General features: G+C 51.3%; 26 protein-coding genes and 1 pseudogene. 13 read left to right on the top strand and 14 right to left on the bottom strand.

Features of this window, described 5'->3' with window-relative positions:
- Positions 1–52 precede the first annotated feature (52 nt).
- Together H6F94_RS03500 and H6F94_RS03505 are read right to left on the bottom strand one after the other, a co-directional pair.
- Positions 53–409, bottom strand: a complete 357-nt coding sequence (locus H6F94_RS03500; protein WP_190800863.1) for an antibiotic biosynthesis monooxygenase family protein — start codon at positions 407–409, stop codon at positions 53–55.
- Positions 410–630: 221 nt separating this feature from the next.
- A complete protein-coding gene (locus H6F94_RS03505; RefSeq protein WP_190800864.1) occupies positions 631–1,152 on the bottom strand; it encodes a nucleotidyltransferase domain-containing protein in 522 nt (173 codons plus the stop codon).
- Between the two features lie 353 nt (positions 1,153–1,505).
- On the opposite strand from H6F94_RS03505, the gene H6F94_RS32050 reads away from it, so the two are divergent.
- The 3 genes from H6F94_RS32050 to H6F94_RS03520 all read left to right on the top strand — a co-directional run bounded on the left by H6F94_RS32050 (position 1,506) and on the right by H6F94_RS03520 (position 3,251).
- Positions 1,506–1,715, top strand: a complete 210-nt coding sequence (locus tag H6F94_RS32050; RefSeq protein WP_313949216.1) for a site-specific integrase — start codon at positions 1,506–1,508, stop codon at positions 1,713–1,715.
- A 470-nt stretch (positions 1,716–2,185) separates the two neighbouring features.
- Entirely contained in the window at positions 2,186–2,557 is a 372-nt protein-coding gene (locus H6F94_RS03515) for a hypothetical protein (protein WP_190800865.1), read from the top strand.
- A 382-nt stretch (positions 2,558–2,939) separates the two neighbouring features.
- Positions 2,940–3,251, top strand: a complete 312-nt coding sequence (locus H6F94_RS03520) for a hypothetical protein (protein ID WP_190800866.1) — start codon at positions 2,940–2,942, stop codon at positions 3,249–3,251.
- Positions 3,252–3,440: 189 nt separating this feature from the next.
- On the opposite strand, the gene H6F94_RS03525 is transcribed toward H6F94_RS03520, so the two are convergent.
- The 8 genes and pseudogenes from H6F94_RS03525 to H6F94_RS33430 all read right to left on the bottom strand — a co-directional run bounded on the left by H6F94_RS03525 (position 3,441) and on the right by H6F94_RS33430 (position 12,434).
- Positions 3,441–3,935: a hypothetical protein gene (locus H6F94_RS03525; RefSeq protein WP_190800867.1), complete on the bottom strand. Its 495-nt coding sequence runs from the start codon at positions 3,933–3,935 to the stop codon at positions 3,441–3,443.
- 106 nt (positions 3,936–4,041) lie between these two features.
- Positions 4,042–6,051 carry a M43 family zinc metalloprotease gene (locus tag H6F94_RS03530; RefSeq protein ID WP_199320185.1) on the bottom strand — a complete coding sequence of 670 codons (2,010 nt, stop codon included), beginning with the start codon at positions 6,049–6,051 and terminating at the stop codon, positions 4,042–4,044.
- 595 nt (positions 6,052–6,646) lie between these two features.
- On the bottom strand, positions 6,647–9,259 hold the full coding sequence (gene rph / locus H6F94_RS03535) for a rifamycin-inactivating phosphotransferase (RefSeq protein WP_190800868.1): 2,613 nt from the start codon (positions 9,257–9,259) through the stop codon (positions 6,647–6,649).
- A gap of 27 nt (positions 9,260–9,286) precedes the next feature.
- Positions 9,287–9,664 (bottom strand): VOC family protein, encoded by a 378-nt coding sequence (locus tag H6F94_RS03540; protein ID WP_190800869.1) that lies wholly within the window; start codon positions 9,662–9,664, stop codon positions 9,287–9,289.
- Between the two features lie 158 nt (positions 9,665–9,822).
- Positions 9,823–10,356, bottom strand: a complete 534-nt coding sequence (locus H6F94_RS03545; protein WP_190800870.1) for a GNAT family N-acetyltransferase — start codon at positions 10,354–10,356, stop codon at positions 9,823–9,825.
- Between the two features lie 316 nt (positions 10,357–10,672).
- The gene (locus H6F94_RS03550) at positions 10,673–10,870 is read right to left on the bottom strand and encodes a hypothetical protein (RefSeq protein WP_190800871.1); all 198 of its coding nucleotides are present in this window, start codon (positions 10,868–10,870) and stop codon (positions 10,673–10,675) included.
- A gap of 328 nt (positions 10,871–11,198) precedes the next feature.
- Complete coding sequence (locus tag H6F94_RS03555) at positions 11,199–11,960, bottom strand: GNAT family N-acetyltransferase (protein ID WP_190800872.1); 762 nt, start codon at positions 11,958–11,960, stop codon at positions 11,199–11,201.
- A 154-nt stretch (positions 11,961–12,114) separates the two neighbouring features.
- A pseudogene (locus tag H6F94_RS33430) lies at positions 12,115–12,434 on the bottom strand (DUF1697 domain-containing protein).
- An 8-nt stretch (positions 12,435–12,442) separates the two neighbouring features.
- Between H6F94_RS33430 and H6F94_RS32805 the strand changes: the two are divergent.
- Positions 12,443–12,571, top strand: coding sequence for a hypothetical protein (locus H6F94_RS32805; protein ID WP_277877972.1), 129 nt, complete (start codon positions 12,443–12,445; stop codon positions 12,569–12,571).
- A gap of 461 nt (positions 12,572–13,032) precedes the next feature.
- On the opposite strand, the gene H6F94_RS03570 is transcribed toward H6F94_RS32805, so the two are convergent.
- From H6F94_RS03570 to H6F94_RS33435, 3 genes are all read right to left on the bottom strand, one after another.
- Complete coding sequence (locus tag H6F94_RS03570; protein ID WP_190800874.1) at positions 13,033–13,476, bottom strand: VOC family protein; 444 nt, start codon at positions 13,474–13,476, stop codon at positions 13,033–13,035.
- A gap of 48 nt (positions 13,477–13,524) precedes the next feature.
- Positions 13,525–13,953 carry a VOC family protein gene (locus tag H6F94_RS03575; RefSeq protein WP_190800875.1) on the bottom strand — a complete coding sequence of 143 codons (429 nt, stop codon included), beginning with the start codon at positions 13,951–13,953 and terminating at the stop codon, positions 13,525–13,527.
- Positions 13,954–14,687: 734 nt separating this feature from the next.
- A complete protein-coding gene (locus H6F94_RS33435; protein WP_396426413.1) occupies positions 14,688–14,939 on the bottom strand; it encodes a GNAT family N-acetyltransferase in 252 nt (83 codons plus the stop codon).
- Positions 14,940–15,274: 335 nt separating this feature from the next.
- Between H6F94_RS33435 and H6F94_RS03585 the strand changes: the two genes are divergently transcribed.
- From H6F94_RS03585 to H6F94_RS32060, 6 genes are all read left to right on the top strand, one after another.
- Positions 15,275–15,739, top strand: coding sequence for a PstA family ABC transporter permease (locus tag H6F94_RS03585; protein WP_199320187.1), 465 nt, complete (start codon positions 15,275–15,277; stop codon positions 15,737–15,739).
- Between the two features lie 132 nt (positions 15,740–15,871).
- A complete protein-coding gene (pstB, locus tag H6F94_RS03590) occupies positions 15,872–16,681 on the top strand; it encodes a phosphate ABC transporter ATP-binding protein PstB (RefSeq protein WP_190800876.1) in 810 nt (269 codons plus the stop codon).
- 18 nt (positions 16,682–16,699) lie between these two features.
- The gene (locus tag H6F94_RS03595) at positions 16,700–16,909 is read left to right on the top strand and encodes a hypothetical protein (protein WP_190800877.1); all 210 of its coding nucleotides are present in this window, start codon (positions 16,700–16,702) and stop codon (positions 16,907–16,909) included.
- 397 nt (positions 16,910–17,306) lie between these two features.
- On the top strand, positions 17,307–17,504 hold the full coding sequence (locus H6F94_RS32055; RefSeq protein ID WP_242040977.1) for a hypothetical protein: 198 nt from the start codon (positions 17,307–17,309) through the stop codon (positions 17,502–17,504).
- An 8-nt stretch (positions 17,505–17,512) separates the two neighbouring features.
- Complete coding sequence (locus H6F94_RS32810) at positions 17,513–17,701, top strand: substrate-binding domain-containing protein (protein ID WP_313949217.1); 189 nt, start codon at positions 17,513–17,515, stop codon at positions 17,699–17,701.
- Complete coding sequence (locus H6F94_RS32060; RefSeq protein ID WP_277877974.1) at positions 17,629–18,159, top strand: extracellular solute-binding protein; 531 nt, start codon at positions 17,629–17,631, stop codon at positions 18,157–18,159. The genes H6F94_RS32810 and H6F94_RS32060 overlap by 73 nt, the downstream gene beginning before the upstream one ends.
- Before the next feature lie 802 nt (positions 18,160–18,961).
- Here the strand turns inward: H6F94_RS32060 and H6F94_RS03605 are convergent.
- On the bottom strand, positions 18,962–19,918 hold the full coding sequence (locus H6F94_RS03605) for an AraC family transcriptional regulator (protein ID WP_242040972.1): 957 nt from the start codon (positions 19,916–19,918) through the stop codon (positions 18,962–18,964).
- Between the two features lie 295 nt (positions 19,919–20,213).
- Between H6F94_RS03605 and H6F94_RS03610 the strand changes: the two genes are divergently transcribed.
- The 3 genes from H6F94_RS03610 to H6F94_RS03620 all read left to right on the top strand — a co-directional run bounded on the left by H6F94_RS03610 (position 20,214) and on the right by H6F94_RS03620 (position 23,234).
- Entirely contained in the window at positions 20,214–21,692 is a 1,479-nt protein-coding gene (locus H6F94_RS03610; protein ID WP_190800878.1) for an FAD-binding oxidoreductase, read from the top strand.
- Between the two features lie 172 nt (positions 21,693–21,864).
- On the top strand, positions 21,865–22,188 hold the full coding sequence (locus H6F94_RS03615; protein WP_199320188.1) for a cupin domain-containing protein: 324 nt from the start codon (positions 21,865–21,867) through the stop codon (positions 22,186–22,188).
- A gap of 215 nt (positions 22,189–22,403) precedes the next feature.
- Positions 22,404–23,234: an oxidoreductase gene (locus H6F94_RS03620; protein WP_190800879.1), complete on the top strand. Its 831-nt coding sequence runs from the start codon at positions 22,404–22,406 to the stop codon at positions 23,232–23,234.
- Positions 23,235–23,420: the final 186 nt, after the last annotated feature.

Below are 23,420 nucleotides of genomic sequence, written 5' to 3' on the forward strand. Positions count from 1 at the left end.
ATCTCTAACTTGTCTATTGCAGCGCAGTGTTAGACTGCTGGCAACATTTCAATCATGATTTGTCGTCTTCTTTGACGATTACTCGCGCGACACGAAAGAAACCGACTTTCCCTCGCAACGGCTCAGCTCCGTAGCGTTTGATAACTTCAAGAATAGCCGCCGATGCTTCATCGTTGTGAGGAACACGACCAGATGCAGTCCAGTCTTCTTTTGAACGCCATTGAGCGTAGTTAATCACTCGCTGCCCGTCATCGCTGGCATGGAAACTCGCTGAAATGAATCCGACATAGCTCTTAAAGTAACGTTCGACTTCATCGGCAATTGCGTCAATGAATGCCTGCTGGTTTTCCGGGGCGACTTCAAATTCAATGATCGGCGTGAAAAATCGATTTTCTTCAATTGTAGGCATCTTTATTTCTCTTCCTATATTAAACTTTGTTTTAGCGTGTACTAGCCTCTTCCGTTAATTCACGCTCGCACTCTCCAGACAAACCTTCCATATCCTCGCTGATAACTTAAGCAGTCTAACGGTTCGATCAGCGGCGACGATAAAACTAGAACGATAGACGAAAAAACTTTGCTTGTCCGCTGCAATTGAATTGTTATCTCGCTGTTGCTTCACTTTCATGACTACTCTAAGTCTGTCACAATACCAACATACTCTTCTGGAAGTGGAAGATTAAAGTATTGCTGCAATAGTCGAACGTCATGAATGTCTTTTGCTTGGGGCTTGTATCCTGTGTGAAATAGTATCTGCGCTTCAGGTGTGATGCAAGAAATCACATTGCCGTCGATCATGCCCTGTCCAGCTAAACTATCCTGTGGATAATGAAAAGGCATGCCGTCTTGTAGGACTTGAATCAATTGTCCGCTACTATCCTGTTGGACAGTGTGAAAGTCAACACTACGACAGTTAGCATCTTTCATCACAAACCGCGTTGGTAACTCATTCAGTATGATAGCGAACTGATAGATAGCGAGGGTCTGTTCAATCTGACTAGCATCCTCCAACCTAACTACGAGATCGAGATCACTGTGCGATCGTGTTTGTTGACTTAACAGGGCATCGACACCCCAACCGCCATCTAACCATACAGGAATCTCTGCCCGCTCTAACCAGGCCACAACCTGCAAAACATCTTCTGATTTCATACAGGCGTGAGAGATTTGAAACCGTGATCCAAGTCTACATAAACTTCAACGCGACTGAACGAAGCGAGATAACTATGTATTCAACGTCAGATCTAAAGGATAAGCACCCATTTCTCTCAGGATTATTCATTACATTTGCGGGATAATACCTGCTTCTTAAGGAATTAAACAGAAACTTTGCCGTTTAAGTTCGTGCTTTCGGGGTGTTAACCATCAGAACGGATGGTTAATGCTGGAGTACAGGGTGTTATCCGTCAGTTTTGCTGGATAACACCCTTAATACTGGAATTACCCAGCATTTATCCATGTCAGATCTTCAACCACCTCGGTTGCTTGACCAGGCTAGGTAGTCCATCCGGCTTAGACATTTCAGTCTCAGAACTGAAAAATCTTACATTTATTACATTCGAGATTTCATTCTGTTTCAGAATAAGCGCCATCCTAAGGATGTGGGAGCAGATGAAATCAGGAGTTATTTATCTCATCTCGCGCTTGAGCGAAATGTTTCCGCATCCACTGACAATCTGACAAGCTTGGCTGAAGTCAAATTAAGCTCCAGGTAATAACGAGATTTGGTAACTATCAGGCACAGAAATCCCCTGCTATTCTCTCAAGTGAAAGGCTCTAGGGCACGGTGCTCTTAATGACCTAATGAATAAGTCTCGTTCCAGCTTTCAAACTGGGTTGAGATGTCCATCCAGCATAGCCGTCGTTTTTCTGACTGAGTAGGAAGAAAATCAGTGGATTGGAATGGGGCTATTGCTTAAGCTTCGGTGCTTACTTCGCTGGGTTCGCTGCAACACAGAGATCTTTTTTGCGCTGCCTACTTGACTTCAATAGGGAGACCCTGCTACTTTCCAACTCAGGCAACTGGACCCCTAGGCGTCCCCCAGGGTCTTAGACAAACTCTGGGGAACTAACCGCCAGGTTGATATGAACAACCTGGCGGCTAGGGGGCAGTTTATCACCTACCTTTCTCGGCCCTAAACGGGGTCAAAGGCTCTATTGCCCTCAAATTTTTGGAGTTCTTGTCATGCACCTGACCCAGGTGTTGCAGCCGCAGCTTTGCATTCCCTTATCTCAAGTCGCCCGTTTTTTGGGCATCCCTGAATCGCTCATTTGCCGCATGGAGCATTGGCTGCATGTGCTGTTTGTCCATCGTGCTGATCGGGGTGGGCAGTTCCTCAGCTATCGCAAATTCAACCAGTGGCTTGCCGCCTGTGCCCTGACCATCCAAGCCTGCAACGACCTGCACCTGCTCGACTGGGTTGGCGAAGTGATCAAAACCGAAATCCAGCGCTATGCCTACCCCGAAGACGTGCTGAGCTATTGGCGGCAGCTATGGCGACAGCGACATACCCAACTGCGCAATGCCAAGAACGCTGTTACCCAAGGCACCCGTTGATGCCTTGCCCATCGACTGCATGCAGGGCCCCATTGCTCGATGCCATCCGTAAATCCACCTTCCAAACCGCATTGATGGACCCAAAGACCCCATTAACGGACTGGTTGACTCCGTTAACGGACCCATTCAGTCCATCAACGGACCCATTCACTCCATCAACCAACCGTTTCACTCCGATAACGGACCCATTCACTCCATCGACCGACTGATTCACTCCGTTAACGGACTCGCTGACCCCGTTAATCGACCTCTAGACTCCGTCAACGGACCCATTCACTCCATCAATGGACTGGTTGACCCCATCAACGCTCCGCGTCGGCCCGATTTACCAGCCCCAGAGTCAGAATGCCGCAGTTTACACGATCCTTCTACTCTCAAACTCATGAGCCCCACGCTTCGACTCGCTCTCTGGGACCACATTGTCCGCAGTCTCAATTTGGCTGCACCGCTCAAGCTGATTCTGCTCGTGATCGCTAATTACATCGAACCGAATGGGGACTTGTCCCGTATTCCCCTCAACCTGCTCAGCCGAGACAGCAATCTGGAAACCTCAGAACTCCACCTCTTACTGCTCAGCCTCGAAGCCCGCGATTTAGTTCGCAAAGTCACTGTCCACCCCGAAGGTGGCGGTCCCACTGTTTCGCTCTACAGTCTTTCGCCTAGCCTGCTGCGAACTGTGCAAAAGCCCAAATGAAGCCAGTTCCTAAGATCAGAAATTCCATCGCCTCAAATAATACCAATTCTCTAAATGAGAGCTACAAATCAAAACCCCACCGCCTACGGCTCCTCCCCTTATCAAGGGGAGATTGGGAGAGGTCGATATGTAGCGATTGAAAAGTGAGTTGGTATAACAGCTTTGGGATTAGCTTCAGACCGATGCAATTCAACCGCCACTTGCTTTTCTAACTTTCAAAACCTGTTCATTGCACTCGACAATAATCAACTGATAGCTAGCTTGCTGACCCGGTAGATCAATCTCAACTACCCCTGGCTGCTTAAGCGTCCATCGTCCAGAAGACGCTTGCCTGCGGTCAGTTGGGCCAATTCCAAGGTTAATAAACTCGCCATTCTCACGAAACTCAAAGCCCTCTCTACCTCGGGCTGGCGGAAAGGCAAAATCGATAGGCCGGTAGACCATCACCCCTCCCTCATCTTCCTCCCGAGAATGCAGCCATTGTTTAAAAATTGGTTTTGGCAAAGTCATATTGAATGCCTGACTGAAATAGAGTTCTGAAATCATCGCCTGATTGGTAGGCAACATATAGGGCAACACATAGGGGTTAATCGCCTGGGCAAAAGCAAGATCGCAATGCAAAACAGACAACCCAGCAAAGCACAGCAGTGACAGAAGAACCCTTCCTAACCTCAAACGCTCCATCTGTTTGTGCCTCTCACTTGAATAGACATGAGGAAGCTCTAACCCTGCTCGTTTGATTCTCACTGCTGTGCCACCAACGCGCCAGAACCACTGGTTCAACCCGCTTCTATTCTCCGATCGGCCACCAGCCATGCCACCAATCGGTGAAGCCCGGTTCCCACGCTGCTGTCCACACCCGACCATCGACCCCCGCCACAAAGACATCCAGCTTATCTTTGCTGCGTGAAACCGCCGTTACTGGCGCACCTGGCGCAGATCGGCCTCCCTTGAGTTCCCACCAGCCTTTCCAACCATTGAAACTGGGTTCCCAAGCTGCCGTCTGAACCACGCCATTAACATCAGTGACAAAGATATCCAGCTTGTCTTTGCTGCGCGACACCGCATGTACAGGCGCTCCGGCAGGCGCAACAACATCGCCAATCGGCCACCAGCCATGCCACCAATCGGTGAAGCCCGGTTCCCACGCTGCCGTCCACACCCGACCATCCACGCCCGTCACAAAGACATCCAGCTTATCCTCGCTGCGAGAGACAGCCGTCACTGGCGCACCTGGCGCAGATCGGCCTCCCTTGAGTTCCCACCAGCCTTTCCAACCATTGAAACTGGGTTCCCAAGCTGCCGTCTGAACCACGCCATTAACATCGGTGACGAAGATATCCAGCTTGTCTTTGCTACGCGACACGGCATGAATGGCGGCACCAGCAGGCACACGGATATCCCCAATCGGCCACCAGCCATGCCACCAATCGGTGAAGCCCGGTTCCCAGGCTGCCGTCCACACCCGGCCATCAGTACCCACAACAAAGACATCTAGCTTGTCAGGCGCACGCGAGACAGCCGTGACATGTGCCCCCGGTGCCGCGGCCCCACCATTGAGTTTCCACCAGCCATGCCACCAGTCGGTGAACTCCGGTTCCCAGGCAGCGGTGTAGACATGGTTGTCGGTGCCAGTCACGAACACATCCAACTTGTCCTTGCTGCGCGATACGCCATGCACCGGCGCACCTGGCGCTGCCCGACCCCCATTGAGTTCCCACCAGCCATGCCACCAATCGGTGAACTTGGGTTCCCAAGCAGCAGTCCAGATCACGCCGTTGTTGTCGGTGACAAAAATATCAAGCTTGTCTTGGCTGCGAGAAATCGGCGTAATCTGAGCCTTAGCAGGAACGCGGGGACTCTTGAGCGCAGGACGGCTACTGCCAAGCGACTTCCGCTCGGAGTCCAGCGTCGCCTGCATGCGGGTGATTTGTTCATTGGTGAACATGAACATGGCGGCGTCATCGGTGTAGTCCATGTAGTTCATGAACATGTCGCCGTTAGGGCCATTGCCACAGGTAACGCTCGGGAAAGCTGGCTTGCCATAGTTGGGTCCAGCCTGGTTAGGCGTGTCACCGACAAGGTCGCTGCCGCTGCATTGGTTGGCCTCGTCTTGGTCGTCCCCCCAGATGTGGCGCAGGTTGAGCCAGTGTCCAACTTCGTGGGTTGTGGTTCTGCCTAAGTTAAAAGGGGCCGCTGCCGTACCCGTGGTGCCAAAGCCGGTATGGGTAATCACCACGCCATCGGTTGCCGCAGGGCCACCCGGAAACTGAGCGTAGCCCAGCAGACCGCCTCCCAACTGGCAGACCCAAATGTTCAGGTAGCGGTCGGTTGACCAAGGATCAGCACCGCCAGTGGCTGCCGATTTCACCTGGTCATCCTGGGTAAATGCGGTTGCGGCGGTTGCAGTTCTGGTAATCCCATTGGTCGGGTTGCCGTTAGGGTCGGTGCTGGCTAATTCAAATTCGATGCGAGCATCGCCAGCTAAGGATTTAAAGGCATCAGGAATCGAAGCGATATCTGGATTCTGTTTACGAAAATCACGATTTAAAACATCAATCTGACTTTTAATTTGAGCCTCAGAAATATTCTGTTCCAGCTGACCCGAGTTATAAACAACATGAACTACAACTGGAATTGTCGTGACGCCGCTTCTAGCAACATCTTCTCGCCTAGCAAAGTCAAGCGCACGGTTCTCAATTTCCTGTCTAGTTCTCGCGTAAGTCAGGTCAGTCGTTAACAATCTGTAGTGAACACTCATCGTGCCACAACTGCGCCGCTGGGGTAAGCCAACAGTCATTTGTCCAAATCCCTTTGATAGTAGTGGTTAAAGCCAACGAGAACAATGGCTCTACCTTCATTGTTAGAGACACAAATGACTTTGAGTAGTACCCGCTCAGGGTACTATTTGAACCTCGCGTCGGTGGGGACGTAAAGAAATAAGCCGGGAAGCAATTCACAGCCAGAACAATTACGCTTATCAGGCAATCAGATGGCCTCAGAGGGAGCGGCAATGGAAGTGAACTGCGCTTTTGTTTGGGTTAACTGATTCTGTGAATTTATATAGACGGTTGGGCGGAGTAATTGGAGGGTTATCTGTGTTCCCACCGCTGCGGGTGTTGCAGTTTATTGCTTTGGCGTAACTAGAATCGGAAATAACATCTGAGGCCGCTGAAACAGCTTTTAAATACGCGAAGGTAATGAGTAAACAAGCAGCTCAACAAAACTTACCCAATTGAACCTGCAACACCTTCTCAAATTCCAACAGACATGGCTGCCGAGGGTGTCGCCGAGTAGGCCCCATCCCAGGTGTCGGATGTACCGGAGCCGCGAGGAGCCGCTGTAATCCCCGGCCACCCCCTCAAAGCACACGATCAGCTCCGTGGGCTGGCCCGTTAGGGCAGGCTCTCGACGTAACCGTCCGTTCCGTGCACGCGGATTCGCTGCCCATCCCGGATCAGCCGGGTGGCCTGCTCCACCCCTACGACGGCTGGCAGGCCATACTCCCGTGCGATCACCGCGCCATGCGTCATCAGGCCCCCCACCTCCGTCACCAGGCCCTTGATCGCAATGAACAGGGGCGTCCAGCTTGGGTCCGTGAAGGCGGTGACTAAGATGTCGCCCGGTTCGAGGTCGGCCTCCGCCATGTCCAGGATGACGCGAGCCCGCCCCTCAACGGTCCCGGCGGACACCGGCAGGCCGACCAGCGCACCGGCTGGCACATCGTCGCGTCGGTAGGCCCCGGTGATGGCCTCACCATCCGATGTGATCACTCGGGGCGGCGTGAGCGCTCTGTACGACCTGAGCGCATCCTTGCGCTGGCGGATGAGCCCGTCATCCACCAGGTTCGTGCGCACGACGTCGTGGAGTTCCTGGACGGTGAGATAGAAGATGTCTTCCTTCTCACCAAGCACCCGGGCCTGCACGAGGCGCTCGGCTTCTTCCATCAAGGCCTGCTTGTAAACAAAGTAGCGGCTGACCATGCCGTACTTCGGATACTCCCGGTACCCCGCGAAGGTCCGGACCCGGTCGATCATCCGCTTCGTCTCTTCGGCCTTCTGCTCTCCGTCCGGCAAGGTCCGCAAGCGCTCCAGCAGCTCCTGCTCCTTCTTCAGCGCCTCCTGCCGCCCTTGCTCAAAGCGCCGATTGCCAGCGCCGGGCTCGAAGTTCTTAATGTTGCCGAGGATCAAGGGCACGAGCGTAGTGGGGTGTTCGCTCCAACGCGGCCTCGTGATGTCAATCTCGCCGACGCAGCGCATACCGTATTTGTCGAGCCAGGACTGGATGGCGTCGCGTGCTTTCTGACCGCCCACGAGTCTGGGCAGCTCCTCTAAGAAGCTTTCGTCCTCAACGTGCTGCAGGAACGCCACTACGTCCGGGTACGGGCGGATCACGTCCGCAACCTCCAGAAGCGCCAGCCCCATCTCCGATGTGACGTTGTTGGGGACGGACTGCGCGAGCGTGTCGGCCGCGCTCTTCTCGCCCAGCCACGCCTGGAGCTGGTCGTTGAGCCACCAGGTGGCCTCCATCCCCGCCATGATCGCCTGGAGACTCTGCGGATCGTGCAAGATGCGCTTCAGCTCCTGGACGTCCGCCAGGATGAAGTCGAGGAGCGCCAGACCGGACTTCGTCCGGATGTCGCGCTTGGCTGTGGCGATGGACGCCTGGCTACGCCCGATCAGCTCGCCGACGATGGCCGGGTCGATCTCGCTCGGGGCGGAGGGGACGACGGGCGGCGGCCCACCGGGTCCCTCGTCCGGGAGCGGACGGATGAAGTCGCCGCGATCAAGGACGCGCTGCAGACCGTCCTTGATCAGCGGGTCGGATTTCCCCAGGACATTGAAGAGGCCAGCGCGGCCCGCTGGCGAAGCCAACCTCCGGGTGACGTCCACGAACAGCCTACCGCCGGCCTCGGACATCGGCGCGCGGGTCGTCAACTGCCAGAAGGAGAGGCCCAGCGGCTTCATCGGATCGGTCATCATCTGCTGATGGCCAACGGAGATGTAAACGTGGTTCTCTCCATCGGCACCCTCGGGGATGGGGAACAGCGTGGTGATCGGCCGGCTCTGGACAATCTGGAAGCCATCGTCGACTAGGCACCATTCGATGTCCTGGGGGCGGCCAAAGTGCGCTTCGATCCGCCGGCCCAGCTGCGCGAGCCGCACGACCTGCACATCCGTCAGCGCTGGCTGCTCCTGCCGCTCGGGCTCAATCGCTTGTTCCTGCGTCCCGCCAGCCGACGAGGCCTGGATGGCAAGCCGCTTGGCAGCCACCGCCTTGGCGATGACCTCGCCATCTCGCACCTTGTAGACATCGGCATTCACTAAGCCGGAGACCAGGGCCTCGCCGAGACCAAAGCTGGCCTCCACGGAGGAGACCTTCCGGTTGCCTGTAACGGGGTCAGCGGTGAACAGGATGCCAGCCGCCTCCGGGAAGACCATCTGCTGCACGACCACGGCCATGTGGACCTTCCGGTGGTCCACGTCGTTCCGCAAGCGGTAGGTCACAGCCCGCTCGGTAAACAGCGAGGCCCAGCAGCGGCTGACGTGCTGGAGAATCGCCGCCGACCCCATCACGTTTAGGTACGTATCTTGCTGGCCTGCGAAGGAGGCCGTTGGCAAGTCCTCCGCCGTTGCACTGGATCGGATGGCGTAAGCAGCTTGCTCGCCGAGCCTGGCAAGCGGGCGAGTAATCGCTGCCGCTAGATCGTCGGGGATGGCGATCGCTTCAATGGTCTGGCGGATCTCTGCGCTAAGCGTGCGGATCGCCTCCCGATCGTCCGGCTTCAAGCGCGACAGCCGATCGAGCCGAGCGTCGATCGTCGGCGTTGCCGCCATGATCCGCCGGAAGGCGTCCGTGGTCACGCAAAAGCCAGCCGGCACGCAAAAGCCAGCCGGCACGCGAATGCCCTCGATCCGCGAAAGCTCCCCCAGGTGCGCGCCCTTGCCGCCAACGACTGCGACCTGCGTCTGGTCGATCTCCTGGAAGCCCAACACGTAGCAGTCCATCCGCTCCTCCCTTAATATGAGCGAACATTAGGCCTCGGATTTTTGGCAAACCACTTCGATGTTGTGCCCGTCCGGACCAATGACGAAAGCTGCATAGTAGTTCGCATGATAGTGCGGGCGCAGACCAGGCGCACCATTGTCTTTGCCACCCGACTCCAGAGCCGCGCGATAGAAAGCTTCGACTTGCTGGCGATTTTCGGCCCTGAACGCCAGGTGAAGATGCGCCGGCTTCTCCTCGGTTTGGTACAGGCACAATGAAGCCTTACCCTCAGGTGAGCTAAGCTCGACCCCGTACGTCGGAGGCCCCTCCGAGACAACAGCCACGCCAAGCGGTTCGAGCGCCTTGAGGAAGAACGCTTTGCTCACTGCATAGTCACTGACTCCGAATTTGACGTGGTCAAACATTGGTTCTCCTGAAGTGTCTGGGCCTGCGGGCGGCCTAACGGCTCAAATCAGCGGCAGTCAGTAATCTTGAACTCAGCAGCTTGATTCCGTCCGTTGCCTTACGATGGTTATGCAGCGATCGCGCACTAACGATCGCGACCGGCGCATCACATTCACACTCATCGGCAAGAATTTCTATCCGCGCAGTAGCGCCAGCCGAAGACTTGTGTGTAGCTGCCATCATCGTTCAGGCGAAGCTCCTCGCGGGCCATGCCTGCCTTGAGCAGGACTTTGTGCGAGGCGATGTTTTCTGGAGCAGTAGTTGCTATGACGCGGTGTAGGCCCACAACCGTAGCTGCAAACGTAAGCATGGCAGTAGCAGCTTCGGTAGCTAGACCCAAACCCCAGTAGCGACGTGCGAGCGCGTACTTGATCTCGGCCTCGTTCTGACCACCGGGGTGTACCAGCCCGCAAAACCCTATGACGCCCTGAGAACTGCGCTCCACGAGCGCGAACATTCCGTAGCCGCGCACACGATAGTTGTTCTCGGTAACCTCGAGCCATTTCACGCACTGTTCCTCCGTGATAGGTTGGCCATCACCGACCCATCGCATAGCCTCCGCGTCGCCGTATATGGCGAGCATGGGTGTCAGGTCGTCAGGTTCAAGGCGTCGACCAACTAGACGCTCGGTTTCGAAGATGATTTGAGACATGGCGACCGGTGCATTTGATGCGCTCTAACGCCGGAGTTTAGCTGCGAAGGCGCGAGCGTGATCTATGCCACCGGTCAGGGATGCTGCACACCTTCGTCAGCTGCAACGATTCATTAAACGATTCATTAGCTGATGCGGTCGGATTGAGGCAGCGTATACGTCAGCAGGGCAACGCGCGCGTCAGCTTACGAAAACATCCGCGGTTATCTCGGCCACGATGCGTCCTCCAGTGCTGGGTAGTAGTACATCAATGCGTCCAGCTAACGCTCCGGTTGCAGCGCTGTCCGCCGCAACCGGAGCGTTAGACCGTTCGATCTCAGGTAGTCGCCAATAGCAGTTCCTCTGAATTATTGGGCGGACGAAGGCCATCTGCCCAGCCCGTGAAGTAGCGTTGAGCAAGCGTAGCAGCCGATATAGGCTGGACTTCTCGAAAGCCGGGATCTCCGGTCAGCGCCAGCATCTCTGACGGCGTGAAGAAGCTGATGAAGCGCGCACCGTTGGCTTGTGCCTCCATTGCCGCTTGCTTGACGCCGGGACGGACCTCGCAGCCGTCCGGCGTCTAGAGCTGCTAGCTTCAAGCCGACTTCGTCTTCGAACACGTGCGGCGCAAATCGATTTCTACATGCAACGCCCGCCAAAAGCAACCCGCACGGCTGTGTTGTCTGGCACCACCACTTGCTGGTCATGCATGAAGTTCTCTCTATCTGGTGGTTTTTGGCTGCTGTCGGTCTAACGGCTTAAATCCGCGTCAGTAAGTAATCTTGAACTCAGCAGCAGCTTGATTCCGTTCGTTGCCTCGCGATGGTCATGCAGCGATCGCGCACGAACTTAGTCCCCATAGTCTATTTTGTGGGACGCGATATGTGTAGAATCTCACCGACTTCAGCAAAGCCTGCACGAGCGTAAATCCTTTTCTCTGCTTCCTGTGCAGCCATCAGAAAAGGTAAAGAGACACCCGCAGCAAAAGCTTCCTGCACCAATCGGGTTGTCAGCGACCCTGCCACACCCCGACGACGGAAAGCAGCACGTACCCCGATCGCTGCAATCTCTGTCGTTTGGTGACTGGGTACAGTACACACGCCCGCGCCTACAGGTTCACCCGTTGCCATAATTCGGGCTAAAACAGCGATTCCACCTGCTTCGAGGCTGTTTCGGAGTCGGGCCATCGAGGCAGAGTCGGGCGGAGGAGCGCCGTAAGCTTCGTTCTGAACCGAGACTGTGGCAAGCAGATCGGCATCAGAAACTGGCAAAATCAATTCGATCCCTGGGGGAACTGGAAGACTTTGCGCCGATTCAGGAGTGCAGGTCATGAGCGGCAGATGTCCTTCAACGCAAAAGCCTGCATCAATCAACACTGGTTTAACAGCAGGCGCTAACTGCGGGATATATTCTAAACGCGGCTTCCGCGATCGCTTTTCGTAGGCAGCGATGAGAGCAGCCACATCGGCGCGTGATGGTGTGGCATTGTCATCGGGAATAGCATAGTTGAGGAAAGGAGTATCGTTGGAACGAGAGAAGGTAGCGAGAAATGAACCAATTTGTTCTGTATCGCGTTGATGGCTGGTTGCGACACGCAAATATGACTGAATAGTTTCGATCAGCATTCAATTATTTCACTAGTTCCCTAATTTTACGAACAGTTCGCCAGTTGCGAGTGGTTACAGCAACTCCAAGCGTCTTCTCAACTTTCATTGCAAGTGTGGATCGACCAACTCCTTCAGATGCATAGAGATAAAACACCTTGTCAATCAGCCTAAACTACTCACTATCTTTCTTCACCCTGTCCAGAGCTTTCAAATCAGGATTCTCTGGCAACGATGATAGGAAAAAGCAATGTAGTGCGTTCGGTTCGGCTTCAATCTCTACGAAAGGGTTCGCTGCGATCGCGCTCTGTAGCTCATCTACATCGAGGATCAAGACTTGAATCGCAAAACCATAACGTTTCTCGATAGCAGCGCCTATTTTTTGTGAAAGTTCTACATTGTTTATTTTTTGCTTTGAAAAACAACGTTGCCACTTTGGATGTAGGTTCTAATTTTGCTCAAACCTAATTCCTCAAGCATTACCTCAGTGGTCATCGCTTCCAGTGCCAACCAACGCAATCTATCCCAGTCGTAAATATGTCCCTCAGAAGGTCAAAGTCTTTTTAGAGTTTCTAGAACAAATTATCGGGAAGATAGAGGGCGATCGCTTGGTATCGCCCTTGGCAAAATGAACGTTTCCTTTGAGGTGTACTTGGCACCAGTTGCCTATAGAATTTGAGCATCCATTCATTCCTACCATATCGCTTCACTTAGAGGAAATGATGAACGATTTGCAACACAGAATTGTGACACAATAATGGCATTCTCGCTAACTTAACGGTCGTGACCCAGCAAAAAGCGGCGATTAGCGCAGAGCGCAACTCCGTAGGGACTGATCTTTACCAATCGCTTGGCTTCCGCATCTATGAAACTGAGCAAGAGACATTCTCACGCATCTAGGCGTTTCTATGACGAACATCTAATGATGCTAAAACTCCTCGACCAACCCGTGTGATGTTCAGAATAATGCTCCTCCTGTCAGTCCAATTCGTTCAGGTTGACAATGTTAAGAATGTCAGACATATAGCCTCTTCATGAGTTGGGAATGGATAACTCGATCGACAGCCGGTTAACGATAGTGGCTGATCACCCTTTAGTGCTGTTGTGCTAAAAAGTCTGCTTCCCGCTTCACTAATTCCTCTGATGGTAAGTCTTCGGTATGGGTGGCGATATACCAGTGATTGCCAACTGGATCTTTTACAGCAGCGCTACACTCTCCGTAATACATGTCCGTTGGCTTCTGGAGGGAGGTTGCACCTGCCTGGAGCGAGCGCTCATAAACAACATCAGTGTCACCTACATATAGATGAATTGCTCCCGGCATCGGTGTCCACTCTCCCTTCGCCTCAGACATCTCCACCATCGAGTCACCAATTCTCACGGCTGCACGTCTGATAAAACCATCGGGTTGTTTCACGAAGAGAACTTCCTCAGCATCAAATGCTGTTTTGACAAACTCAAGCAGTTGATTTACTCCTTGAACAATGAGATAAGGAGTCACGCTATGAAATCCAGCCGGAATGAATTTAGTGTGCATGGCTGATTCCTCTCTTACGAAATCGATAAAACGTTTCGATCGTTCAGCTTACGTAGGCTTACCCTGATTGAGTTCTTGCTCAAGCTGCTCATCCCAAAAAGCAGCTTCTACCTTGTGTCCGTCTAAATCACGTACAAAGCAACCGTAATACAGCTCACTGTAGTCAGGTCTGCCACCGGGCGCACCTTCGTCTCTACCACCTGCTGCTAGTGCTGCTTCGTAGAAAGCATGAACGGCTGCTTTCGTAGGAGCGATAAAGCCGATATGCGAACCATTGCCAACAGTCGCGAGCTGTCCATCAAATGGGGTTCCCACCCAAAATTCAGGGTACTGTTTGCCATAGGCAATCGCGCCTGGATGTTCCATCAATCGCTTGCAGCCCAAAGGAGCTAATACAGCGTCGTAAAAAGCAACAGCCCGTTCAAAATCATTGGTGCCAATCGAGACATGTGAGAGAACGCTGGGATTATTGTCCATGTCCAAAGCCCCTATTTATTTGGATTGAAAGTTCTACTTTGATATCCGCAACAACTATCTAACCTTGTCAGCCAAATTAGCCTAATGAGGCGTACCAGGCTGCTAGTTCTTTAGATCGGGAGCAATGCAACGTCCCTGATTCGTCAAAACAGAATTGGGTTGCTCTGCCCCTTGTCAATGTAGCGGATCTGATGCCCATGCACATCAACAAAATGGGTTGTGAAGGAAAGTTCACTCAGTATTGCTGTTGCCATAGGGGTTGCACCTGAAATGATCGAAGCAATAATAGTACAGAAGTACTATACACTTAATCACCTGACTGGGTGATTTTGAACTCACCTCAGCAACGAGTGTCTTAAACATTTGTTTACAAATATCCATTCGGCCTTTCATAGATCGATCTACTGTCTATTAGTAAGTATTCACTCATTAGACGAAACAGGACTACGGTTTACGACAGGGGCACTCATCTCGATTGCCCGTTTTGCCAGAGATAGGCCAAGAGCTTATATCAAACTCTCTCGGCATAAGCAGCGTAGTCATTTAATTCCTGTCTCAAGAATTGTTCTTCAAACAGAACTTGCACCGTGAGAACGACAATTGGCACGGCCGCAAACAAGGTAGCTGCCTAGAATGCAAATCACAGCGGATAATAACCTCCGCTTCTCAGCCATAATTTGGCTTCATTCCAGTACAGAGGAATTGTTAGCCAGCACCTCTCACGCTTCAATTCCTTATACTGATTGCCTCCAAGCATGTGCTTCCAGCTGATACATTTCAAGCTCCGTTTTGTAATGTTGATTAGTGTGACCAGCCCAGTTCATTCCCAGCCTCTTTACGACACGCGCTGAGGAAATATCTTCTGGATGCATGATTGAGTAAACCACTGGTAGTTTCAGGCGATCGAAGCCATATTCAAGAACTGCCCTTGCTGCTTCTGTTGCGTATCCCTGTCCCCATGCTGTCTGTTTCAAATGCCATCCAATCTCATAGTCCTACGTCAGCTCCTCTCCTTCTCTTAATTGCATCAGCGCAATCATCCCAATCACTTCTTGAGTTTTTTGAGCGTGATTGCCCACTGTCCGCTGCCATCGTTGCGATTTGCAAAAATACTAACCCACCGTTCAAACAGCTTTTCTGCCTCTTCTATATTGCTACTTTGGCTGCTGACGCCTGGTTTCTTAACTGAGATGCCTTCTCGTTTTTCAGACGAAGGAGGGATACGCCCTGCTATCTTTGGCAGCATTCTTCTAGGGCTATTAGTGACGAAGGAGGGATACGCCCTGCTATCTTTGGCAGCATTCTTCTAGGGCTATTAGTCATGCTAATTTTCGTGCCGATCGGAGTAGGGGCGGCTTTATATCTTGAAGAATACGCACCCAAAGCTTGGTGGACCGATATTATTGAAGTTAATATTGCCAACTTGGCTGGAATCCCTTCGATCGTCTATGGGCTACTAGGGTTAGGCGTTTTCTATTATCTTTTAGGTTTTGGTCCATCATTGATTACCGGCGCATTAACCTTATCTCTGCTGTCTTTACCCGTCATTATTGTGACTTCGAGAGAGGCAATTCGAGCTGTTCCTGATGCCCTGCGTGAAGCATCCTACGGCTTGGGAACAACTAAATGGCAAACGGTATGGAATCATGTTCACAGTTACATTACTCGTCCTGAGCCTGGTTTTGCCAACGCTGCTGCCGCAACCATCATTGTCTTATTGTTTGTCATTCTGGTTCTCAATGGGATAGCAATCTACCTGCGAAATCGCTTCTCACTGCTGAAATAAAACATCTGCTTTTTACCTCTACTTAAGCGAGTTCGTTGGTAGAACTTGTATTGCACAAATAGTTTGCTTACACGTGCCTCTACGACCTCTAACTATTCATCCAACTGTAACGCAACACTAGGAACTATACGTATGCGATCGAACAATGCAGCTGTGGACACGCTCAACACAACAACTTTTGCAGTTAGAGGTGTCAAGGTTTACTACGGTGACTTTATGGCACTTCAGGAAGTCAATGTGGAAATTCCTGAACGAAAGATCATTGCTTTTATTGGACCTTCGGGCTGTGGTAAAAGCACCCTACTGCGCTGCTTTAACCGGATGAATGATCTCATTCCTAGAGCCAGGGTTGAGGGTAAGATCAACTACCAGGGCAAAAACATCTATGACCCCAAAATCAATCCAGTAAAAGTCCGACGGCAAGTTGGGATGGTATTCCAACGACCCAATCCTTTTCCTAAGTCAATCTACGAAAATATTGCCTTTGGTCCACGAGCCAACGGTTACAAAGGGAATATGGACGAATTGGTGGAGCAATCGCTGCGGCGGGCTGCACTTTGGGATGAGGTGAAAGACAAGCTGAAAGCAAAAGGGACAGATTTATCGGGAGGGCAGCAACAACGGCTTTGCATCGCCCAAGCAATTGCTATGAAGCCAGATGTGATCTTGATGGATGAACCTGCATCGGCTCTCGATCCAATTTCAACAAAGCAGGTTGAAGAGCTTTGTATGGAACTGAAGGGGCAATACACCATCATCATCGTGACCCACAATATGCAGCAAGCATCGCGAATCTCAAATTTGACCGCATTTTTTAATACGGAGACAGATTCTAGCGGCAAGCGGCGGGGAAGATTGGTTGAGTTCAGTCCTACCGAACAGATCTTTAATTCTCCAAAGACTGAGGAAGCTCAGGAGTATATCAGCGGGCGTTTTGGTTAAGGCAGATAAGGAAACAAAATGAGCCAGCCAAACCATTCAACCAATAGTAGTCCTGCTGTCACTAATCATGTAGCGCCAGCAGAATCTTCCAAGACTCAACAAGCGGCAGCGAAGGCAACAACTGAATCTGCCGAGGAGATGGCACCTGAAAAAATCGTAGTAGAGAAGTCGCCCCCTAAACCAGACTATCCTCGCTACCGAGTCCATCCTGGGCAGCCCATTCCTTAGCTCATCTTGATCCAAATGCTTCCGAAGACTGAGGCAATGCATCCGCAATATCCACCAGCAGAAGTAGGCTTAGAAAATATTGTGGTTCCAGATTAAGACCCTCATACCTTATCAACTTAGTGCATAGGACGATGTATTGGATTACGCAAGTTCAAACTTATATTTTCAAAGCTTTACAGACGATTAGACGGTGGGGTAAACAGCTCACGGGAACTTGGTTCAACCAACGTTCACTGTGGAGTTCTGTCTGTCTATTTCTGATAGGAATTAGCTTAAGCGTAACGATCGCTGCCTGCGAAAGCAGCTCTGCTACCAAACTAGATGTCGAGCTAAAGTTAGTCTCCTACTCAGTGACGAAAGCCGCTCACGATCGGATTATTCCAAAATTTGTTGAAAAGTGGAAGAACGAACATCACCAAAATGTCAGCTTCGTGCAGAGCTATGGGGGTCTGGTTCTCAAGCTCAGGCTGTCATCGAAAACTCGCAAGAAGCAGATATAGTACACCTGGCACTCGCTCTAGATATCAATAAAATTCAGCAAGCCGGGTTGATTAAACCGGGTTGGGAAAAAAAGCTCCCAAAAATGGAGTTGTGACTCAATCGGTGGCTGCTATTGTCACACGTCCTGGCAATCCTAAAGGCATTAAGACTTGGGCAGACCTGGCAAAAGACGATATTAGGTTGATTGCAGCTAACCCCAAAACGTCTGGTATCGCGATTTGGGAGTTTTTGGCTTTGTGGGGTTCTACAACCCAAACTGGGGGGATGAACAGCAAGCGCTGGAGTATGTAACTAAAGTCTATAAAAACGCTCCCACTTTAACAAAAGATGCGCGTGAGGCTAGTGATCTATTTTTCCAACAAAGGCAGGGAGATGTCTTGATCAACTATGAAAACGAGATCATTCTGTCTGCAACGAATGGGCAGAAGTTGCCTTACACAATTCCTGAAGTTAACATTTCTATCGACAGTACTGTTGCCGTAGTAGACAAAAACGTTGAGCAGCACAGAACTGAAGAAGTGGCAAAAGCGTTTGTCGATTTTCTTTACTCAACAGAAGCCCAACAAGAATTTGCTAAGCTAGGCTACCGTCCCGTTAACCCTAGTGTGGTTGCAGAGGTAGCATCAAAGTATCCTCCAGTCAAAACCTTGTTCACTGTTCAGGATTTAGGAGGTTGGGATATTGTACAGAAGCAGTTCTTCGGAGACGGGGCAACGTTTGACAAAGTTCAGGCTGCCAGTAAAACATAAGAAGCCCTAACATTGCTGCAACATGTTTATTTAATTAAGCCAAGCTACTTGATCCTACCGATCGTGTGAGGCAAAGCGCAATGTTTGCCCCATACTGAGTGTTTTGTCTTGAGTAGAGAAGATGATGCAAGGGCATGGCGGTTGTTAGCCTGCACCGCCCTCACGATAATCAACACGTTTGACCTATGTCTGCAATGAATGCTTCAAGCTCACTGATAGAATATTGCTTCACTTCTCTATTGTACAAATAGTTAACAAATGCACCCGAAACATAAGCAAAGCAGAATCTTGGCTTATATCGACGTTCCAAATCTTTCCGCTTCTTTTTACGTTCTGTCCTTGGTAGTTCATTCTCCTCACTCCAAAATTTCAGTAACTGATACTCGTACTCTGCTTCTGAGCGAACATGAATGTTGAAATCTTTCAGATTGAAGAAGTGTGTTGATAGTATTGCAGAGTTCTGGTGAGGGTACTGAAGTAACGATCGCAGCCAAGTAATCAACATCTTGAAGATGTCCTAAATATTGCAGAATGCTGGATGTTAACACTTTTATTTCAGCTCTTGAACTGTCAACACCAGATAGACTATCTTGACACAGCCCACTATACTGTGTCACAAACCAACGGAGCTTCGGACTACTGCTACACCCCGAAACCTAAGCAGGCTAACGTTCCTGCTCACCGGACGCAGCAAATGTTGCATCTCAACGAGAGCTTAGATCCATCCTGGTGCAGCAAGGTTGTTATGTGCCGAGTCACTCAGTTTAACGTTAATCTCCAACGATAACTGAACAGCCAATACTCAGGCAATTCGTAAACGCCCAACATCCTTCTTGGGCGGGGTGCCAAACATGCGGGAATATTCGCGACTGAACTGAGAAGGACTCTCATAACCAACCCGATACGCCGCATAGGTTGCATCCGCATTTTCAGCCAGCATTAGGCGACGGGCTTCCAATAACCTCAACTGCTTTTGATATTGCAGCGGGCTCATTGAGGTCACTGCCTTAAAGTGCCGATGAAATGATGCAGAAGACATACTCGCTTGCTTTGCTAAATCATCCATGCTCAATGGTTTTGTAAACTCAGCTTTGATCTGTTTAATCACCTCTGCAATGCGCTGCATATAGCTGCCGGAGGTCGCAATCTGCCAAACCGCCTCGTTCTGGTCGCCCATTAATAGACGGTAATAGATTTCGCGAATTATCATCGGTGCTAGGAATGGAATATCCTCGGGCGTCTCCAGAAGCCGTGTGAGCCGGGTGGCACAATCAATCAATTGGGTATTGGCATCGCTTACGAACAAGCCTCTCACTGAACTTTCTTTTTGAGCTGGAGTGCGCTGGAGTTGGTCGATAATATGCCAAAGCTGAGTCGCGTCCAGGCTTAACTTAAAGCATAGATATGGTTTATCCAGTGTCGCTTCGACAATATTGCCACTGAGTGGCAAATCTACAGTGACAACAATATATTGAGCTGCACCATAGTGATAGGTTTCCTGTCCCAGTAAGGTTTCTTTTTTACCCTGAAGAATAATGCAAAGCGTCGGTTCATACACAGCGCGGAGTGCCGTAGGAGCCACAGATTCTCGCATCAATTCCAACTGAGCGATCGCTGTTGCATGGATACCGTTCCCCATGCCATCCGTGTGGCGGGCCACTAATTCCGCCAGTTCTTGACAAGCATCAATTGTGGTCTCGCGCTTTAAGGATTCATCTGCCATACCGGGTTCTCTGCTTAGCGGCGTATCGTTAGACATCCCTCTTATCGTTTTACTGCGCCTATTATAGAGGGTTCTTTTGAGCACTATACTCCTGCTTGATAACTTTAGGCAATAACCTGAGAAGTTTATGTATTTAGAACCTTGTGTCCAAAGCCTATGATGAACCCATGCCGGAAGAGCAATGAAAGGATAAGGCAATAAAGTTAACTGCGTCCTAGCAAGAGATGGTGAATGGCGGAGTGTGTTGGTGTTCATCAATTACTGTTCATGAGACAGCGCATTGATGAACAGAAGTATTCTCATGTCTTCAAACAATGAAAGGAAGTAACTAATGTCACAAAATCAAGGAACTGCTCAATACGAGAGAAATGGGCAAACTCATGTTCAAATAACTTCTTCCCAAGAGCAGCATAACTACGAAGAAGCAATCGAGATACTCGCCTCAAAGATCCAAGGTGAACTGATCCTGCCTGATAACCCTGCTTATGAAGCAGAACGAAAAGTCTGGAACGGTAGCTTTGATGGCTACCCGGCTGCGATCGTACGCTGTGCTGATGCGGAAGATGTTAAAGTCGCCGTCAATTTTGCGCGTGAGCAGGCAATGACGCTCTCTGTGCGCAGCGGGGGGCATAGTGCAGCCGGACATGGCACCAATACCGATGGACTGGTGATCGATCTTTCCCAGATGAAGACGATTACGATTGACCCGATATGCCACACAGCCCGTCTCGAACCTGGTCTTACCTGGGGTGAAGTCGCCGAAAAGCTTCAGCCCTTTGGATTGGCATTGACAGCAGGCGACGTTGCCTCTGTGGGTGTAGGTGGTTTGCTGCTCAGCGGCGGCATCGGTTGGATGGTTCGCACCTACGGTTTAACGATTGATCGCTTGCAAGCAGTGGAGCTGGTTACAGCGGATGGACAACTGCTGCGTGCCAGTGCTGACGAAAATCCCGAACTGTTTTGGGGACTGCGCGGTGGCGGTGGCAACTTCGGCGTGGCGACCGCTTTCGAGGTAAACCTTCATCCAGGCGGAACTGTTCTGGGGGGTGCCGTCTTTTATGAGGCAACGGAGTCCGAGCGTATCCTGCGAGAGTACACCCGTCTGGCAGCGGCAGCACCGGATGAACTCTCCACTGAAGTTTTGTTCATGCTGGCACCTCCCGCTCCTTTCATTCCACCCGATAAGCAGGGAACCCCAGTCATCGTGATTATGGTCTGCTACACCGGTGACATCAACGAGGGTGAGCGGGTTGTGGCTCCTCTGCGTCAGCTTGCCACCCCGATTGCCGACCTGATTGCGCCTATGCCCTATTCGGCTATTTTTGCATTCACAGCAGTTGGTGAAATCCCTGGCTTTCAGCATCATTCTCGATCGCAGTTTTTCGAGACTTTCTCAGACGAGATGATCCACGCATTAGTTGAATCCGCTCAATCCATCCTGTCTCCTGAAACGCTGATCACCCTGCGGGTACTGGGTGGCGCGATGAGTCGGATCGCACCTGATGCAACAGCCTTTGCTCACCGCGATAAACAGGGCATGGTGTTGGTCACTCATTTCGCACCGCTATCGGCTGATGCTGCCAGTCTCGATGCCCGCACCCAGCAAGTCTTTCGGACACTCTTACCCTACGCTAACGGTGCTTATGTCGGTTTTCTGGCAGACGAGGGAGAGCGGATTCGTGAGGTCTACCCACCTGCTACCTATGCACGACTCGTGGCGCTCAAGAACCAGTATGACCCGACCAATCTGTTTCATCGCAACCAGAATATCAAACCCACCGTTGCTCCTGCGACGCTTGCTGCCCAGTGAATGCACAGCGTTACCTTTACCTCTAAAACAATGAGTAATCAATTCAGTCAAAGCAAAGTTGCAATCGTCGGACGAAGCGAGGATCTCGACTGGTTCGATACAGTGCCTGGTGAGCAGATGGCTATCCGCGTCCATAACTAAAGATGTCGGTGGAGCTTTCACAATTATTGAGGTGGATGTTCCACCGTTCATCGGACCGCCACTCCACTATCACGAAGATAGGGAAGAAATCTTTGAAGTCCTTGAAGGCAGATTTCGCTTTCACTGCGCGGGCGAAGAGTTTGAGGTCGCGCCCGGAACATCGGTTGTGGTACCCCGTAACACCGTGCATGGATGGGTGAATCTTGGACCCGGAAGGGCTCGATTGCTCGGCACCTTTGTCCCTGGTGGAATCGACGAATTCTTCCCCCAAATCGGTCAAACACCGCCCGAAGGTTGGACAGATCTTGCCCGTCAGCACGACACTTGGATTGTTGGAGCGCCCCTTTCCGTTTAAGCTCTATCTTCTAACGCCGCTCAATGATCCTGCACTCTTCTTACGGCAGAGCAAGTATTTGAATAACGGGATTGAGCAGGATCATCGAGCGGCTGCTTGAGAAAATTAGGCAAGAACCTGCAAAGTTTATGTATTTAGAACCTTGCGTCGAAAACCTATGATGAACCCATGCCAGAAAAGCAATGAAAGGATAAGGCAATAGAGGAGATAGACCAATGACTCAGAAAACATGGTTCATTACAGGTGCTTCCCGTGGAATTGGAGCCGAAATCGCGAAAGCCGTTTTGGCAGCAGGAGACCAATTAATTGCGACCGCCCGCAAAAAGACCGATCTGGATCAATTTGAGTCGAACCCCAATGTATTGACGCTTAGCCTAGATATTACCGACGAGACTCAGGTGCAAGCGGCAGTTGCAGCAGGGCTGGAACGCTTTGGGCAGATCGATGTATTAGTTAACAACGCGGGATTTGGTGTACTGGGCGGCATCGAAGAAACCAGTGCAGAAGAGGTTGAGCGGGTCTATCGCACGAATGTCTTTGGGCTGTTGAATGTGATCCGTGCCGTATTGCCCAGCATGCGCCAGCGCCGCTCTGGACACATTATTAACCTATCGTCAATCGGGGGCTATCGCTCTACTCCAGGCTGGGGCGTCTACTCCTCAACCAAGTTTGCGGTTGAAGGTATTACCGAAGCTTTGCATGATGAAGTAGCTCCTTTGGGCATCCATGCGACTGTGGTTGAGCCGGGCTACTTCCGGACTGGTTTTCTCGATGGCAGCTCGCTCCAGCGCACTGCAATGGAAATTGAGGATTACGCGGAGACGGTCGGCAAAGTTCGTAAAATCGCCTCTGACTTGAGCTATCAACAGCCGGGAGACCCCACCAAGCTTGCCCAAGCGATGCTTCAACTCGCGAATGCTGATACTCCACCTCTCCGGTTGCCTCTCGGTACAGACACCCTTAAAGCCATTGCCCAGAAGAACGCTTACGTCGAGCAAGAAACGGCACAATGGCGCGCTCTGGCTGAATCTACTGATTACAGATAGTCGGTGCAGGAGAGTGAAGGAAAAATAGCGAATGAATGCTTTTAAGTTCTCATAGCGGCGTTACATCCTACCGAGGACTTGAGGCACATAACACTTGTTCTACGGAGTTTAGCTGTAGAGCTTCGGATTTGAGATGGATCAACGGCTACTCTGCTGTTGATCCATCTCAAATTCAGGTGGATCAAC

The organism is Leptolyngbya sp. FACHB-261 (genome assembly GCF_014696065.1).
GTDB lineage: Bacteria > Cyanobacteriota > Cyanobacteriia > FACHB-261 > FACHB-261 > FACHB-261.